12 protein-coding genes are annotated in these 15565 nt (G+C 70.7%); 8 read left to right on the top strand and 4 right to left on the bottom strand.

Annotated elements, in window-relative coordinates:
• Nucleotides 1-158: 158 nt before the first annotated feature.
• The 4 genes from ACH4YL_RS39085 to eccB form a co-directional block, all read right to left on the bottom strand.
• Nucleotides 159-452 carry a WXG100 family type VII secretion target gene (locus tag ACH4YL_RS39085; protein ID WP_398512292.1) on the bottom strand — a complete coding sequence of 98 codons (294 nt, stop codon included), beginning with the start codon at nt 450-452 and terminating at the stop codon, nt 159-161.
• Nucleotides 453-497: 45 nt separating this feature from the next.
• Entirely contained in the window at nt 498-890 is a 393-nt protein-coding gene (locus ACH4YL_RS39080) for a WXG100 family type VII secretion target (protein WP_398512291.1), read from the bottom strand.
• Nucleotides 891-993: 103 nt separating this feature from the next.
• Nucleotides 994-2238 carry a type VII secretion-associated serine protease mycosin gene (gene mycP, locus ACH4YL_RS39075; protein ID WP_398512290.1) on the bottom strand — a complete coding sequence of 415 codons (1245 nt, stop codon included), beginning with the start codon at nt 2236-2238 and terminating at the stop codon, nt 994-996.
• A gap of 14 nt (nt 2239-2252) precedes the next feature.
• Entirely contained in the window at nt 2253-3797 is a 1545-nt protein-coding gene (gene eccB, locus ACH4YL_RS39070; protein WP_398512289.1) for a type VII secretion protein EccB, read from the bottom strand.
• Between the two features lie 218 nt (nt 3798-4015).
• Here eccB and eccE point away from each other — a divergent pair, with 218 nt between their 5' ends.
• From eccE to ACH4YL_RS39030, 8 genes are all read left to right on the top strand, one after another.
• Nucleotides 4016-5311, top strand: a complete 1296-nt coding sequence (eccE, locus tag ACH4YL_RS39065) for a type VII secretion protein EccE (RefSeq protein ID WP_398512288.1) — start codon at nt 4016-4018, stop codon at nt 5309-5311.
• Nucleotides 5311-6030 (top strand): hypothetical protein, encoded by a 720-nt coding sequence (locus ACH4YL_RS39060; RefSeq protein ID WP_398512287.1) that lies wholly within the window; start codon nt 5311-5313, stop codon nt 6028-6030. The genes eccE and ACH4YL_RS39060 overlap by 1 nt, the downstream gene beginning before the upstream one ends.
• A gap of 294 nt (nt 6031-6324) precedes the next feature.
• Nucleotides 6325-9486 (top strand): SCO5717 family growth-regulating ATPase, encoded by a 3162-nt coding sequence (locus ACH4YL_RS39055; RefSeq protein ID WP_398512286.1) that lies wholly within the window; start codon nt 6325-6327, stop codon nt 9484-9486.
• Between the two features lie 197 nt (nt 9487-9683).
• Nucleotides 9684-11516, top strand: coding sequence for an ABC transporter substrate-binding protein (locus ACH4YL_RS39050; RefSeq protein WP_398512285.1), 1833 nt, complete (start codon nt 9684-9686; stop codon nt 11514-11516).
• A gap of 3 nt (nt 11517-11519) precedes the next feature.
• On the top strand, nt 11520-12569 hold the full coding sequence (locus ACH4YL_RS39045; protein WP_398512284.1) for an ABC transporter permease: 1050 nt from the start codon (nt 11520-11522) through the stop codon (nt 12567-12569).
• Entirely contained in the window at nt 12566-13471 is a 906-nt protein-coding gene (locus tag ACH4YL_RS39040) for an ABC transporter permease (RefSeq protein ID WP_398512283.1), read from the top strand. The genes ACH4YL_RS39045 and ACH4YL_RS39040 overlap by 4 nt, the downstream gene beginning before the upstream one ends.
• Nucleotides 13468-14463: an ABC transporter ATP-binding protein gene (locus ACH4YL_RS39035; RefSeq protein WP_398512282.1), complete on the top strand. Its 996-nt coding sequence runs from the start codon at nt 13468-13470 to the stop codon at nt 14461-14463. The genes ACH4YL_RS39040 and ACH4YL_RS39035 overlap by 4 nt, the downstream gene beginning before the upstream one ends.
• Entirely contained in the window at nt 14460-15452 is a 993-nt protein-coding gene (locus ACH4YL_RS39030; protein WP_398512281.1) for an oligopeptide/dipeptide ABC transporter ATP-binding protein, read from the top strand. Before ACH4YL_RS39035 ends, ACH4YL_RS39030 begins: the two co-directional genes overlap by 4 nt.
• Nucleotides 15453-15565 lie beyond the last annotated feature (113 nt).

Here is a 15565-nt window from a genome sequence, read left to right as displayed (position 1 = left end):
GGGGGTGGCGCCCCGGGGGGGGGGGGGGGGGGTGTTTGTTCCGGGGGGCGGCCTCGGCCTTCACCCCCCCCCCACACCCCCCCGCCCCCCGGGGGGGGGGGGGGCCCCCCCCCCCCCCCCCCACCCCCCTTGCGCGTGCCAGGACGCTCGTCAGTGCGTCAGTGCATCATGCGGAATCGGGCGGCGTTGCCCTTGTCCGTGTCCTGGTACCCGACGACGGCCTGGTCGAGCTTGCTCGCGAGAATCTGGAGCTGCTCGTTCAGACCGCCGAGGTTCCGGACCACGCTGGCCTGGATCTCCAGGTACGCCGTCTTGGCGTCACCGTCCCAGTCGCCGGTGACGGCCTTGATCTGACCCAGCAGGTCGTGCGTCTCCCTGTTGATGTCGCCGGCCATCCTGCGGATGTCGCTGGCCGCGGTGGTCACTGTGTCGTAATTGACAGCAGTCGTCATTTTCGTGCTCCTCGTAGCGAAGTTCGACGGAGAGGGTCCGGAGGGTCAGATGCTCAGGATGGCGCTGGAATTGCCCGGCGCCGGGTCCGGCATGCTCGTGAACGACCGGAGACGCTCCTGCTCCTGCTCGTCGAAGCCGTCGGCGCTCATCTTGAGAAGGTTCTGAAGGTTCTCAAGGTCGCGCTGCACATTGCGGAGCTGCTTGTTGACTTCGGCCTGCGTGGTGTTGTACGCACCACTGGCCGAGCCCTTCCAGCCGTTCTCGATGCGGTCCACCACGCCGTGGAGAGACGTGATGCGCTGCCCGAGCTCCAGCTGGAACTTGTCGACCTTGCCGGAGAGTCCAGTGATATCGCCACTGGTTACATTCAGGTCTTTGCCGCTAGGCGTACCCATGGTGCCCCTTCTTCCTTCGACGGTGACGTAGACGGAAGCCATGTGGATGCCGCCCCCGTGTCGGACCAGTCTCGACTGTATCCGGCCGCCATTCTATCCACTTGATACAACAGTTCCAACTGCAAAGTCCCGTAGGGAACTTGGTTCACTGGGACCTTTTGCGCCGGGTGTCCCTGATGACCGTCGCAGAGCCTGCGACCACAGCCACCAGTACGACGCCGATTCCCAGCGCGTAGGTTGCATAGCGCTCGTGGCGTTCTTGAACGGTCTCCGTCAACGCCAGATGCGCCGGCTCCGGGGCGGGCGGCTTCGGAGGTCCCGGGTCCGCGCTCGGGGCCTTGATCGGCTGTCCGTCGCCGTTGAGCGCGCGCACCGGGTCGATGACGCCCCAGCCGACGAAACTGTCCTTGCCGTTGATGCTGCGCTCGGCGGTCTGCTCGATCTGCGCGATGACCTCGTTCGCGTGCCACTTCGGGTACTTGGCCCGCAGCAGCGCGGCGACACCGGCGACGTACGGCGCGGAGAAGCTGGTGCCGTTGTCCACGCACTGGCCGTTGCCGGGGACGGTGGAGACGACGTCGACGCCCGGGGCCGCGACGCCCACGAACTCGCCCGCCTGCGAGAAGACGGCGCGTTCGTTGTTGCGGTCGGAGGAGGCGACGGCGAGAACACCGGGGAAGGCCGCGGGATAGGTGTTCTTCAGCTTGCCGTCCATGCCGTCGTTGCCGGCCGACGCGACCACGACGACATCCCGGGCGACAGCGCGGGCGATCGCCCTGCCGAGGTCCGACTCGGGCGGCAGCTCCTTGGTCGTGTCCTGCGAGATGTTGATGACCGTGGCGCCCTTGGCGAGGGCGTGGTCGATCGCGACGGCCATCGTCTTGTCGTTGCCGCTGTTGTTCTCGTCGTTCTGGCGGATCGGGATGATCGTCGCCTCGGGCGCGAGGCCCACGAAGCCGGTGCCCTGGCGCGGACGGGCGGCGATGATGCCGGCGACCTTGGTGCCGTGGCCGATCTCGTCGACCGTGCCGTCGGTCTTGCCGCGCTTGCTGTCCGGCTCGTCCTTCGGCGGCTTGAGCAGGTCCTTGCCCGCCTTGGCGTCGACGGCCGACTTCAGCTGGACGTTGTCGTTGTCCACACCGGTGTCGATGACCGCGACCCGTACGCCCTTGCCCTTGGTGTCCTGCCACAACTCGTCCAGCAGGACCCGCTGGAGCGGCCAGGGGATCCCGGCGATCTGCTCCTTCATCGGGAAGGTGCACTCACCGCTGCCGTCGATGCCGGGCCCGCCGGAGCGGTCGTCGGCATACGCGGCCGGAGGCATGGCCGCCAGGCCCGTCAGCGCCGCCGCGGCGGTCAGCAGGGCGGACTTCCTGCGCAGATGCAGCATCGTCCCCACTCCCCCTACGAACCCTGCGGCTGGCGCGCGCTGTTGGTGTCGAGCCGCGGGCCCTTGGACAGGAACTCCGACCAGGTGATCGGCACGAGGGTCGGGATGACCTTCTCGTAACCGAGCCGGATCTGCGCGTTGCTGGGCTCGGGCCGGCCGTCCGACTGCTTCTCCTGATCGCCGGTGCCGACGTCGGACCGGTCCTTGTCGCTGTCGCCGTTCGCCTGCACCGCGTACCGCAGTCCGGTGTCGGTCACCAGGAACAGCGAGCCGTCGGGCCTGGTCTGGTTGCCCTGGACCTGGGTGTAGAGCAGGCCGGTGCCGGGCGTGACATAGGTGCTGGTGCCGCCCGAGGTGATCTCTGCCGGGTACGTGGCACCCGCCCAGGTGGACAGCGTCGTACGGCCCTTGCCGTCGACCTTCTGCAGCACGCTGCAGATCGTGTCGCGGTCGCCGGTCGTGGAGTTGACCTGCGTGGCCTTGAGCGAGGGCCAGCGCTTCTCGGCGCCGAAGGACTCCGACTCCGGATCGATCGAGGCCGCGTCGACGACGGTCGCCTTGCCGCCCATGTTGAGCTTGTCGGTCTGCGGTGAGTTGATCAGCAGCCAGGCGGTGAAGTCGGAGACTGGCTGCACCTTTCCGGCCAGCACGACATAGTGCTGCGGGCCCGAGCCGGTCTGCGCCTGCAGGACCATGCCGACCTTGTCCTGCTCGGGCGTGAGCCCGCCGCCGACACCGGCCGCGGAGTTGACCACGTCCGGGATGACCGGGAAGTCGACCGGTGTGCCGTCGTGCAGCGTGGCCAGCCAGTCGTCGGTGACGGCCTGCGGCTCGGCACTGCCGACGAGCGTGCGGGTGAGGACCGCGGCGTCGGCGTCGCCGTCGGTCACCAGGTACTTGGTGCCGGTGGCGTCGACCAGGAAACGCTTCTGTCCCTCCTGGCCCTGGACGTACAGGACTTGGCCGCCGCTCAGCCTCTTGGGGCCCTCGGTGCGCTTCAGATCGCGGTCGCCGAAGACGAAGGTCGCCTTCTGCACGGTGTTGCCCTTGCCGCCGCCGGGCTGCTCGCAGACCGCCCACCGCTTGGCCTCGCCGGCCTCCTCCGCGCCGGGCAGGCGGTCGGGTGCGTACGGGATGCCGAGGATCGGGCCGCGCGGCGGCTTGCCGGAGTCCAGGATGTCGTCGCTGACCTGAATCACCTTGAACTGCTGGGGCGTCAGCAGCAGTCGGGCGGAAGCCAGGTTGAGCACCGGGTGCAGCAGGGTCTTCTTGTTCTTGCCCTTGCCGGTGGTCAGCACCACATAGCGGGTGGTGGAGTCCTTGCCGACGATCACCTTGGTGCCGGGCGCCGCCCAGTCCTTGGGCGCCTTGGGCTTGAACATGCCGAACGCACCGAACCCCGCGAGGATCAGCACGCCGACGATCATCCCGGGGAGGATCGCGCGCATCGGGCGCGGCGCCCCCTCCTCCGTACCTGTGGACGAAGGTTGGAGGAATGCCGCCACCGTGCGCTTCTTCGCAAAGGTGTACGCGTTGAGCTCATCCCGCCGTGATGCCATGAGTCCCCATTGGTAAAGAAGGCACTGTCTCCCCGCGGAGACCCTGTGGTGAGCACGGTCCCCTGGCCCTGGTTGTCGGACCGGCCCCCTACTATGCCTGTTGATCGATGGTGCTTGTGGGGCGGGTAGGGTGATCCAGCCGCCGAAGGCCTTGCGGTACAGGGCCGGACAGGGGTGATCGGGATGAATTGGGGCCTTATGAACTGGGGGACGGAATAATGGCTTCCGCAACGCGGGTGCGCCCCGCCGCACCCGGACAGGCCCCGGCTCGGCCCGCAGCGCCGTCCCAGGGACCGGCGGTACCCCGGCTCAAGGCACGACCCGGGCACTTCGGTTCGTTTCGACTGCAACAACTCGTACTGATCGAGATCGCCGCCGCGCTACTGCTGGTTGCGTGGGTGATCGACCCGCTGATGCTGGTGCCGGCGGTCGTGGTCTCCTCGGTGCTCGTACTCCTCGCGGTGCTGCGCCGGCACCGGCGTTCGCTGCCCGAGTGGCTCGCCACCGTCTTCGCGCTGCGCGCCCGCAGGCGCAGGGCCGCGTCCCTGGTGCTGCCGCCCGACACCGAGCCCGGCCTCGCGCCCGCCGTCGAGTGCGATCCCGCCCTGCGTACCTACACGTTCAGCGACCGCGACCGGCGTCCGGTCGGCATGATCGGCGACGGCACGTTCCTCACCGCGGTGCTCCAGGTCGAGTCGGACGCCACGGCGCTGCGGCCCGACCGCACCGCGCGGCCACTGCCCATGGCCCTCGTACGGGACGTGCTGGAGGTCGACGGCATCCGCCTGGAGTCCGCGCAGATCGTGCAGCACACCCAGCCCGCGCCCGCGCCGCATCTGCCGCAGCAGTCGGTGGCCGCGCGCAACTACGCGCCGCTGCAGGCCCAGACGGGCTCGCCCGCGATAAGGATCACCTGGATCGCGCTCAAGCTCGACCCGGAGCTCTGCCCCGAAGCGGTACAGGCGCGCGGCGGCGGACTCGAAGGTGCGCAGAAGTGCCTGGTGCGCACGGCCGACCAGCTCGCCAGCCGGCTGACCGGCGCGGGATTCAAGGCGACCGTGCTCACCGAGCAGGAGCTGACGTCCGCCATCGCCACCTCCTCCTGCGCCAGCCCGATGGCCATCGCGCAGGCGGGCCGGGGGGACGCGCCCGCGCGGCGCACCCAGGAGACGTCGCGCACCTGGCGCGTCGACGACCGCCGCCACACCACCTACTGGGTGGGCCGCTGGCCCCAACTCGGCGGTGGCGGAGCCCCGATGCCGCAGCTCGTCGCGCTGCTCACGTCCATCCCGGCGCTCGCCACGACCTTCAGCCTCACTCTGGGCTCCGGCGACCGGCAGGGCGTGACGGTCTCCGGACACGTCCGCATCACCGGGCGCAGCGACGAGGAACTGGTCGCCGCCCGCCATGAACTGGAGCGCGCCGCCCGGGGAGTCAAGACCGGGCTGGTGCGGCTCGACCGCGAGCAGCTGCCCGGCATGCTCGCCTCACTGCCGCTCGGGGGAGCCCGCTGATGCCTTCGTCTGCCGCCAAGCCTCGTACCGGCTTCGGACTGATCGGCCCGCGCCGGGACCGGCACGCGCTGTCGCTGGACCAACTTGCCGGGCTCGCGCTGCCCATAGGCGACGACGGCGTGGTCATCGGAGTGGACGCCGAGAACCGGCCCGCGGTGCTCGGCATCAACCGGCCCACGGCGTACGACGTCACGCTGATCGGTGGCCTGTGGACGGCGCAGGTGCTCGCGCTGCGCGCGGCCGCGACCGGAGCGAGAGTCACCGTCGAGACGGGCCGTGGGCACGCCTGGACGACGCTCGCGCAGGCCGCGGGCGGTGGTACGCAGGTCATCTCGCTGCACGACGTGGGACGGGTGCCTCCGCAGGGCGCGTCGGCCGGCAGCCCGGTGGTCGTGGTCCGCGACTGCGGCATGCGGCCGCCGCGCGGACGCGTGGTCTCCGGTCCGTGGCAGTCGGTGCTGACGCTGCTGCCGTATCTCAGCCCGGTCGCGCCGCGGCTGATGGAGAAGTCGGGTCTCGTCGGCATCCAGCGCGTCTCGCCCGACGAGGCCGCGCAGATCGGCCGCATCATGCATCTCCCGCGGCCCGAGACGGAGGCGCTGTCCACGCTCGCGGACGGTGTGACGCTCTGGTGCACCGCGCGGGACCGGCAGTTCGTGATGACCCAGGCGACGGACGCCGAGACCGGATTGTTGGGCAGCGCCCGAAGGATGGACTGACCGGATTCGACCGGCAGGAATCCGTACGCAGTTGTACCGATTTGACCCCCGGGCTTCCTCACGCTGCGCCGCACGCGGCTCACTTGGGGGCAGGGCGTGACGTACGGGACAGTAGCCGACCGGCGGACGGGCCTGCCGGACCGCCCTTGTTGGCGATTAGGGTGGGACAGACAGCGGCAGAAGAACCTACGGGCAAGCCCGCGCGTCCCCCAGGGGGAGAGCCGGGCCGATCGGAACCATCGCGGTCGCCCGCCTGCCACGGCACAAGGGTGTTCGACCACACCAGGAGGCATAGTGAACAGCGATCGGGACGAGATCCGCGGGGGATGGAACCCTGCCGACGAGTCCGACGCGGATCCCGCCGAGATGACGGGTGAGTTCACCATCGACTACACCCCGCCGGCCTGGTACACGCAGAACGCGTCCGGCGACACCTCGGGCGGAGGCGCGGCGCAGCAGGCGCCCCCGCCGCCGCCCAACGGGGCTCCGGTGGCTGTGCCAGGGCTGCCCGCGGGCAGCGGTTTCGAGCCGAATTGGGCGCCGGCTCCAACGCCACCTCCGGCGCAGGTGCAGCCGCCCGTGCAGGCACCTGGTCCGGCTGCTCAGGCTCCTGCTCCGGCAGCTCACGCACCCGCTCCTCAGGCTCCGGGTCCTGCTCCCATACCTCAGGCTCCCGCTCCTCAGGCGCCTGCTCCTGCTCCCGCTCCTCAGGTGGCCGCCGAGCCCGCGTCCGCGCCCTTCGGGGGCGGCGATGTGGAGAGCGGCGCCACCATGCGGTTCTCTCCGGCCGCGCTGAAGCGTGAGATGGAGGAGCGCGCGGCGGCAGCCAAGGAGACCGAGGAGACGAACGAAGCCGCGGCCACCGACGACGCCGGTTCGCAGCCCGCGGCACCTGAGGCTTCCGACGAGCCCGTGGCAGACCCGGACAGCTCCGCCGAGGATGACGCCGAGGAGCCCGGTGAGTCCGTGGCGCCCGAGGACTCCGGCACGGCCGAGGCCGGCGAGGACGAGTCCGATGATGACGACGAGCCGCAGGACGCGGCGGAGCCGACGGCCGATGAGCCGTCCGACGCCGTGCCGCAGCCCGTCGTTCCGGCCGCGCCCGAGGGCCCGCAGGACACTCCCCCGGCGGCCGTTGCTCCGGCTCCCGCCCCTGGCCCTGCCCCTGCGCAGGCGTGGGCCCCGACGCCGTCGACCGATGGTGCCGCGCTGCCTCCGCTGCCGCCCGCCTTCCAGCCGGCCGCGCCGACCTCCGCACCGCAGTGGCCCGGGTCCGGGCAGACGTCCGAGCAGTCCGCCATGCCGCAGCCTCCCGCGCCGGCCGACGCCCAGAGCGGTTACGGCTTCCCGCAGCCGGGCCAGCCCGGACAGCCCGCTCCGCAGGCCGGTGGCTACGGCTTCCCGCAGCCCGGCCAGCAGGGCCAGCCCGCACCGGCCGCGCCACTGCCGCCCGCCGCACCGCAGCCCAACGCCCAGGCCCCGCAGACCGGTTACGGATTCCCGCAGCCCGGCCAGCCCGGCGCACCGCAGAGCGGATACGGCTTCCCGCAGCCCGGCCAGCAGGGCCAGCCCGCACCGGCCGCGCCACTGCCGCCCGCCGCACCGCAGCCCAACGCCCAGGCCCCGCAGACCGGTTACGGATTCCCGCAGCCCGGCCAGCCCGGCGCACCGCAGAGCGGATACGGCTTCCCGCAGCCGGGCCAGCCCGGACCGCAGGCCGGTGGCTACGGCTTCCCACAGCCCGGACAGCCGGGACAGCCCGCACCGGCCGCGCCGCTGCCGCCCGCCGCTCCGCAGCCCAACGCCCAGGCCCCGCAGACCGGTTACGGATTCCCGCAGCCCGGCCAGCCGCAGCCTTCCCAGCCCGGCCAGCCCGCGCTGCCCGGCCCGCAGCCCGGCGCGAACGCGCCCGTACCGCTGCCGCCGCAGACGCCTCAACTGCCCGCACAGCAGACCCACCCGCAGCAGCCCCAGGCGTACGGCTACCCCCAGCAGGACCAGCAGTCTGCCGGTCCCGCCGGGCCGCCCGTCGACCCGCGTACCGGTGGCGCCTGGCCGACGCCGGTGACGCACGACCAGCGCGAGCGTTCCGTACCGGGCGCGCCGCTCGGCTACACGGCCGCCGTGGAGCTCTCCTCCGACCGGCTGCTGCGCAACAACAAGCAGAAGGCCAAGAGCAGCCGCAACCCCGGCCCGTCCGCCCGCTTCAAGATCGGCGGCAAGAAGGAGGAGGCCGAGCGGCAGCGCAAGCTCGACCTGATCCGGACGCCGGTGCTGTCCTGCTACCGGATCGCGGTCATCAGCCTCAAGGGCGGCGTCGGCAAGACCACGACGACCACCGCGCTGGGCTCGACCCTGGCCACCGAGCGGCAGGACAAGATCCTGGCGATCGACGCCAACCCGGACGCGGGCACGCTCGGCCGCCGGGTGCGGCGCGAGACCGGTGCGACCATCCGTGACCTGGTGCAGGCGATCCCGTACCTGAACTCGTACATGGACATCCGCCGGTTCACCTCGCAGGCGCCCTCCGGTCTGGAGATCATCGCCAACGACGTGGACCCGGCCGTCTCCACGACGTTCAACGACGAGGACTACCGGCGCGCGATCGACGTGCTGGGCAAGCAGTACCCGATCATCCTCACCGACTCGGGCACCGGCCTGCTCTACAGCGCGATGCGCGGAGTGCTGGATCTGGCCGACCAGTTGATCATCATCTCGACGCCGTCCGTGGACGGCGCGAGCAGCGCGTCCACCACGCTGGACTGGCTGTCCGCGCACGGGTACGCCGACCTGGTGCAGCGCTCGATCACGGTCATTTCCGGGGTCCGCGAGACCGGCAAGATGATCAAGGTCGACGACATAGTGCAGCACTTCCAGACCCGCTGCCGCGGCGTGATCGTGGTGCCGTTCGACGAGCACCTGTCGGCGGGCGCCGAGGTCGACCTGGACATGATGCGCCCGAAGACCCGTGAGGCGTACTTCAACCTCTCCGCGCTGATCGCCGAGGACTTCGTACGGGCTCAGCAGCAGCAGGGGCTGTGGACCGCGGACGGCAACCCGCCGCCGCACCTGGCCCCGCCGATGCCCGGCCACCAGCAGATCCCCGGCCAGCCCGTGCCGGGGCAGCCGATGCCCGGCCAGCCGTATCCGCCGCAGCAGCCGTACCCGCAGGGTCAGCCGCAGCAGCCGTACGGCGGCCAGCAGCCGCCCCAGCAGCCCTATCCGCCGCAGGGCTGGCAGCAGTCGCTGCCCTCCCAGGTGCCCTCACAGGCGCAGCCGCCCGCGGCTCCCGCCGGAGCGCCCGGTCAGCCCGGCGGCCATCCGGGTCACCCGGGTCACCCCGGTCAGCAGGGCCAGCCGGGTGGTCCTGGACAGCAGGATCTGCAAGGGCCCGTTCCGCCCGCCGGATGGCAGCCGCAGCAGCCTCCGCAGCAGCCGCCAGCCCCTCAGCAGTAGGGCGGCAGAGGACTGAACCAATGAGGGCCCGCACCGTCTCCACGGTGCGGGCCCTCAGCGCATTCCCGCAGCCCACACGCGGTTTGACGGACCGTTGACGCGATCGACCACCGCTGATAAACCTTCGCTTCACCAGCTGGCGAACCACCGATCAACCGGCCTTCTCCCAGCGAGTGATGACGCGAGGTCACCTTTCCATGGTCACTAAGGTTCCGTCCCCCACCGCCCGCCGACGCCCGGCCTTCCGCCTCCTCGTCGCCTCCGGACTCGCCGCCACCGCCCTGGTCGGCGTCCCGCAGCAGCCGGTCCAGGCGGCCGACGACGGCGGCAAGAAGGTCCTCACCGTCGCCGTCTCGCAGAGCGTGGACTCGCTGAGCCCGTTTCTGGCGCAGCGTCTGGTCAGCACCACCGTCCACCGGTTGGCCTACGACTACCTGACGAACTACGACGTCAAGGACGGGCGCACGATCCCGGGTCTGGCCACCGCGTGGAAGCCGTCGCCGGACAAGCTCACGTGGACCTACACCATCCGTAAGGACTCCAAGTGGTCCGACGGCGAGCAGGCGACGGCCGAGGACGCGGCCTGGACCTTCAACAAGATGATGGCGGACGAGAACGCCGCCACCGCCAACGGCAGCTTCACCGCCAACTTCAAGAAGGTCACCGCCCCGGACCCCGGGACGCTGGTCATAGAGCTGAAGAAGCCGCAGGCCACAATGACGGCGCTGGATGTGCCGATCGTGCCGAGGCATGTGTGGGAGAAGGTCGGCGACTTCTCGAAGTTCAACAACGACAAGCAGTTCCCGATCGTCGGCAACGGCCCCTTCGTCATCACCGACTTCAAGGTCGACCAGTACGTCAAGCTCAAGCCCAACAAGGACTTCTGGCGCGGCGCGCCCAAGTTCGACGAACTGGTGCTCAAGTACTACAAGGACGGTGACGCGGCGGTCGCCGCCCTGCAGAAGGGTGAGGTCTCCTTCGTCCAGGGCCTCACGCCCGCCCAGGCCACGGCCCTGAAGAGCGCCGAGAACATCAAGGTCAACGACGCACCGGGCCGCCGCTTCTTCGCTCTGGCCACCAACCCAGGCGCCAGGTCCAAGGACGGCAAGACCTTCGGCAGCGGCCACAAGGCGCTGCTCGACCCGGCCGTGCGCAAGGCCCTGTTCCACGCCACCGACCGCAAGACCATCGTCGACAAGGTGTTCCAGGGCCACGCGGTCGAGGGCCAGGGCTATATCCCGCCGCGCTTCGACACGTACTTCTGGAAGCCCGCCGCGACCCAGCGGATCGCGTACGACCCGGCGAAGGCGGCCGCGCTGCTGGACCAGGCCGGATACCCGAAGAACGGCAGCGGCAAGCGCGTCGGCAAGGACGGCAAGGCGCTCGACTTCCGCATCCTGTGCCATGCCACCGACCCGAACGACAAGGCCATCGGCAAGTACCTCCAGGAGTGGTGGGGCACGCTCGGCATCGGGCTCAAGGTCGACTGCCTCGACAATGTCTCCGACCCGTGGATCAAGGGCGACTACGACCTGGCGTTCGACGGCTGGTCGGTCAATCCGGACCCGGACTTCGTGCTCTCCATCCACACCTGCGCGGCGCTCCCGGCCACGCCCAAGGACACCGGCGCGACCGACAACTTCATCTGCGACCAGCCGTTCGACCAGCTGTACGCACAGCAGGCCGTGGAGTACGACCCGGCCAGGCGGGCCGATCTGGTGAAGCAGATGCAGTCGCGGCTGTACGACACGGGCTACATGAATGTCCTCGCGTATCCGAACGCGGTCGAGGCGTACCGTACCGACCAGATCAAGTCCATCAAGACGATGCCGGAGGCGGCGGGCAACCTGTGGGGCCAGGACGGGTACTGGAGCTGGTGGTCGGCCGAGCCGGCGGCCGGTGACGGCGGCTCGGACAGCGGATCCTCCGCGGGCGTCGTGATCGGCATCGGCGCGGTCGTCGTGCTCGCGGCAGGACTCGGGTTGTTTGTCGCGATGCGCCGCCGCTCCACCGCGGAAGACCGTGAATAACCGATGACCACCGCAAGCACCACCACCCCGGCCGTGGCGAAGGCCGCCGAGGCGCACGCCGCGGCCGGGGGCAGTGCCAGGGCCTATCTCGGCTATGTGACAGGCAAGCTGGGCGGTGCCGCGGTCTCGCTGCTCGCCGTGCTCGTCACCAGCTTCTTCCTCTTCCGGATCATCCCGGGCGATCCGGTGAAGGCGATGACGCACGGCCAGCCGACGTCCGCCGAGCAACTGGCCACACTGCGCAGGCAGTTCGGTCTCGACCAGCCGATGTGGCAGCAGTTCACGGACTACTGCGCCAAGGCGCTGACCGGCGATCTCGGCACCTCGTACCAGTTCCACGCACCCGTGGGCGAGCTGATCGTCCAGAAGGTGCCGGCGACGCTGCTGCTCACCGGTGTCGCGGTGGTCATCTACTCGTCGATCGGGCTCTGGCTCGGCACGCGCTCCGCATGGCGGCACGGCAGCCTCGGCGACAAGCTCAACACAGGGGTGGCGCTGACGCTCTGGTCCGTGCCGTCGTTCTGGCTCGGCCTGCTGCTGATCATCACCTTCTCGGTCGGCGTCGGCCCGATCCCGGGGCTCTTTCCGACCGGCGGCATGGAGTCCGGCGACGAGACCGGTCTCGCGTATGTCGCCGATGTCGCGCACCACATGGTGCTGCCGGTGATCACGCTGGTCGCGGTCGGATACGCGCAGACGCTGCTGGTGATGCGCTCCTCGCTGCTGGACGAGATGGGCAGCGACTATCTGACGACGGCGCGGGCGAAGGGACTGCGGGACGATGCCGTACGCCGCCGTCATGCCGTGCCCAACGCGCTGCTGCCGACCGTCACCATGGTCTTCATCAATCTGGGCCATGTGGCGGCCGGTTCGATCCTGGTCGAGACGGTGTTCTCCTGGCCGGGTCTCGGCGGGCTGTTCTACCAGGCGCTGAGCGTGCCCGACCTGCCGCTCGTCCAGGGGCTGTTCGTGGTCTTCGCCGGAGCGATGATCCTGATGAACCTCCTCGCCGACCTGCTCTATCCGCTGCTCGATCCCCGGGTGGGCCGATGACGACCGCTGTTGGATCCCCCCGTTCGCTGGCCTGGGCGCGCCGCCGTGGCTCGGTGGCCCGCTTCTGGCGCTCGTACCGCACGCACCGGGCCGGTCTCTTCGGACTCGGCGCGCTCGCGCTGATCGCGCTGATCGCCCTGGCCGCGCCGCTGCTGGTCGGCGACGACGTGCAGAGCGTGACCAACGCGCCGGGTGCGGCGCTGGAGTCGCCGAGCGGCGAATTCCCGCTCGGCACCGACCAGTTCGGGCGCTCGCTGCTTGGACTGCTGGTGTGGGGGGCGCGGATCTCGCTCACCGTCGGGCTGCTGGCGGCCACGCTGTCCGTCGCCATCGGCACATTGGTCGGGATCATCGCCGGTCACTACGGCGGCTGGTTCGCCACCGTGACGATGCGGGTCACCGACTGGTTCCTGGTGATGCCGACGCTGGTGCTGGCGATCGTGCTGGCGACGGTGATGTCCCGGAGCGTCTGGACCGTGATCATCGCGATCGGCGTGACCAGCTGGCCGACGACGGCTCGGCTGGTGCGCGCCCAGACGATCGCCGTCGAGTCCCGTCCGTACATCGAACGCTCGAAGGCGCTCGGCGGCGGACACGGGCACATCATGAGCCGCCATGTGCTGCCCAATGTGATGCCGCTGGTGCTTGCCCAGACCACGCTCGGCATCTCGACCGCGATCCTCACCGAGGCGACGCTCGCCTTCCTCGGCCTCGGCGATCCGACGGTCGTCTCCTGGGGCGGCATGCTCCAGGACGCGCGCGAGGCGGGCGCGGTCTCGTCCGGGCACTGGTGGTATCTGGCCCCGCCCGGCCTGGCGATCGCGCTGGTGGCGCTCGCGTTCACACTGTGCGGGCGCACGATCGAGACGGTGCTCAACCCGAAGCTGGGGGTGGCGCGATGAGCCTGCTGGAGATCAGGAACCTTCAGGTCACCTACGGCTCAGGAGCGCGGGCCGTGCCCGCCGTACGCGGTGTGGACCTCACACTCGAAGCCGGTCACAAGCTCGGCGTCGCCGGTGAGTCCGGCTGCGGCAAGTCGACACTGGCCCTCGCGCTGCTCCGGCTGCTGCCCGCGTCGGCCCGCATCCGCGGGGAGATCCTGCTCGACGGCGACGACGTGCTCACCATGAAATGGGGCCGGCTGCGGGCGGTCCGGTGGGCGGGCGCGTCGATCGTCTTCCAGGGTGCGATGCACTCGCTCAACGCCGTGCACCGCATCGGCGACCAGATCGCCGAGCCGATCCTGCTGCACCAGAAGTCGACTCCCGCTGCCGCGAAGAAGCAGGTCGCCGAGCTGCTCCAGCAGGTGGGGCTGCCTCTGGCGCGCGCGGACGCCTATCCGCACGAGCTGTCGGGCGGCCAGCGGCAGCGCGTGATGATCGCGATGGCGCTCGCCTGCGGCCCGCGGCTGATCGTCGCCGACGAACCGACCACCGCGCTGGACGTGATGATCCAGGCGCAGATCCTGCGCCTCATCGAGCAGTTGGTCGCCGAGCAGAACATCAGCCTGCTGATGATCAGCCACGATCTGGCGGTGCTTGCGGACACCTGCGACCGGCTCGCTGTCATGTACGCGGGCCGGGTCGTCGAGGAGGGCCCGGCGCGCGCGGTGTACGACTCCGCCCAGCACCCCTATGGGCGGGCCCTGTCCGCCGCCTTCCCGCGGATCGGGGACACGGCGTCCCGCCGGGCACCGCGCGGACTGCCGGGCGATCCGCCCGACCCCTCCGACCTGCCCCCGGGCTGTACGTTCCAGCCGCGCTGCCCGGTCGCGCTGGACTCCTGCGCGGACGAGGACCAGTTCCTGACGTTCGCCGGGGACGGTCACCGGGCGGCCTGCGTCCATGTGAACGCCGGGGCGACATCCCAGCAAGCGGTCAGGAGCCGGCCATGACCACCACACCCCTGCTCTCCGCCGCCGGACTGCATGTCACCTTCCCCGGACGGCGCGGCGGCCCGTCCGCGCGCGCCGTCGACGGGGTCGACCTCGACATCGGCGCGGGTGAGATCGTCGCCCTCGTCGGCGAGTCCGGCTGCGGCAAGACCACGCTGGCCCGCTCGCTGCTCGGCCTGGTGCCGCCGACATCGGGCGCGGTCACCTTCGGCGGGCAGCCGCTCGCCTACACCTCCCGCGCCCTGAAGTCGTACCGCAGGCGGGTGCAGCTGGTGCTCCAGGACCCGAGCGGCTCGCTCAACCCGAGACACACGGTGTACGACGCGGTGTCCGAGGGCCTGCGGATCCACGGGTACGCGGGCGACGAACGCGCGGCGGTCGCCCAGGCGCTCGCGCGCGCGGGCCTGCGTCCGCCCGAGCGCTTCTTCCTGCGTTACCCGCACGAGCTGTCGGGCGGGCAGCGCCAGCGCGTCGTGATCGCGGGCGCGCTGGTCCTGGAGCCCGAACTGATCGTCGCGGACGAGCCGGTGGCCTCGCTGGACGCGTCCGTACGCGGCGAGATCCTGGCGCTGCTGCTGCGGCTGCGCGACGAACTGGGCCTGTCCGCGCTGGTGGTGACGCATGACCTGGGTCTCGCGTGGAACATCGCGGACCGGGTCGCGGTGATGTATCTGGGCCGGATCGTGGAGACCGGCGAGGTCGAACAGGTCCTGACGGCTCCTCGGCATCCGTACACCCAGGCGCTGTTGTCCGTCCTCCCGGAGGCCGAGGGATCGCCGGTGGTCCTCACGGGTGAGCCCCCGGACCCCACCCGCATCCCGTCTGGCTGCCGCTTCCACGCGCGCTGCCAGGTGCTGTCATCGGGCGAGGCGGACCGGGCCGGGGTGGCGGACCTGTGCCGTACGGTGCCGCTGCCGGTGCTGGGCAGGGACACGGAGGCGGTCGCCTGCCACTGGGCTTCGGCGAGCTCGCGGAGCCTTGGGGGCTAGGGCCTTTCGTCTGGGTCTGGCCGGATCAGTGAGCGGGTCTGGTGTCATGGGGCCTCCCCGGGCCCTCAGGGCCCAGGGGACGGATCGCAAGGCGGAGGAGGGAGGCATGGCGG

The sequence above is a fragment of the Streptomyces sp. NPDC020681 genome (assembly GCF_044334895.1).
Classification (GTDB): Bacteria; Actinomycetota; Actinomycetes; order Streptomycetales; family Streptomycetaceae; genus Streptomyces.
This window is presented reverse-complemented; position numbering and strand designations above follow the sequence as displayed.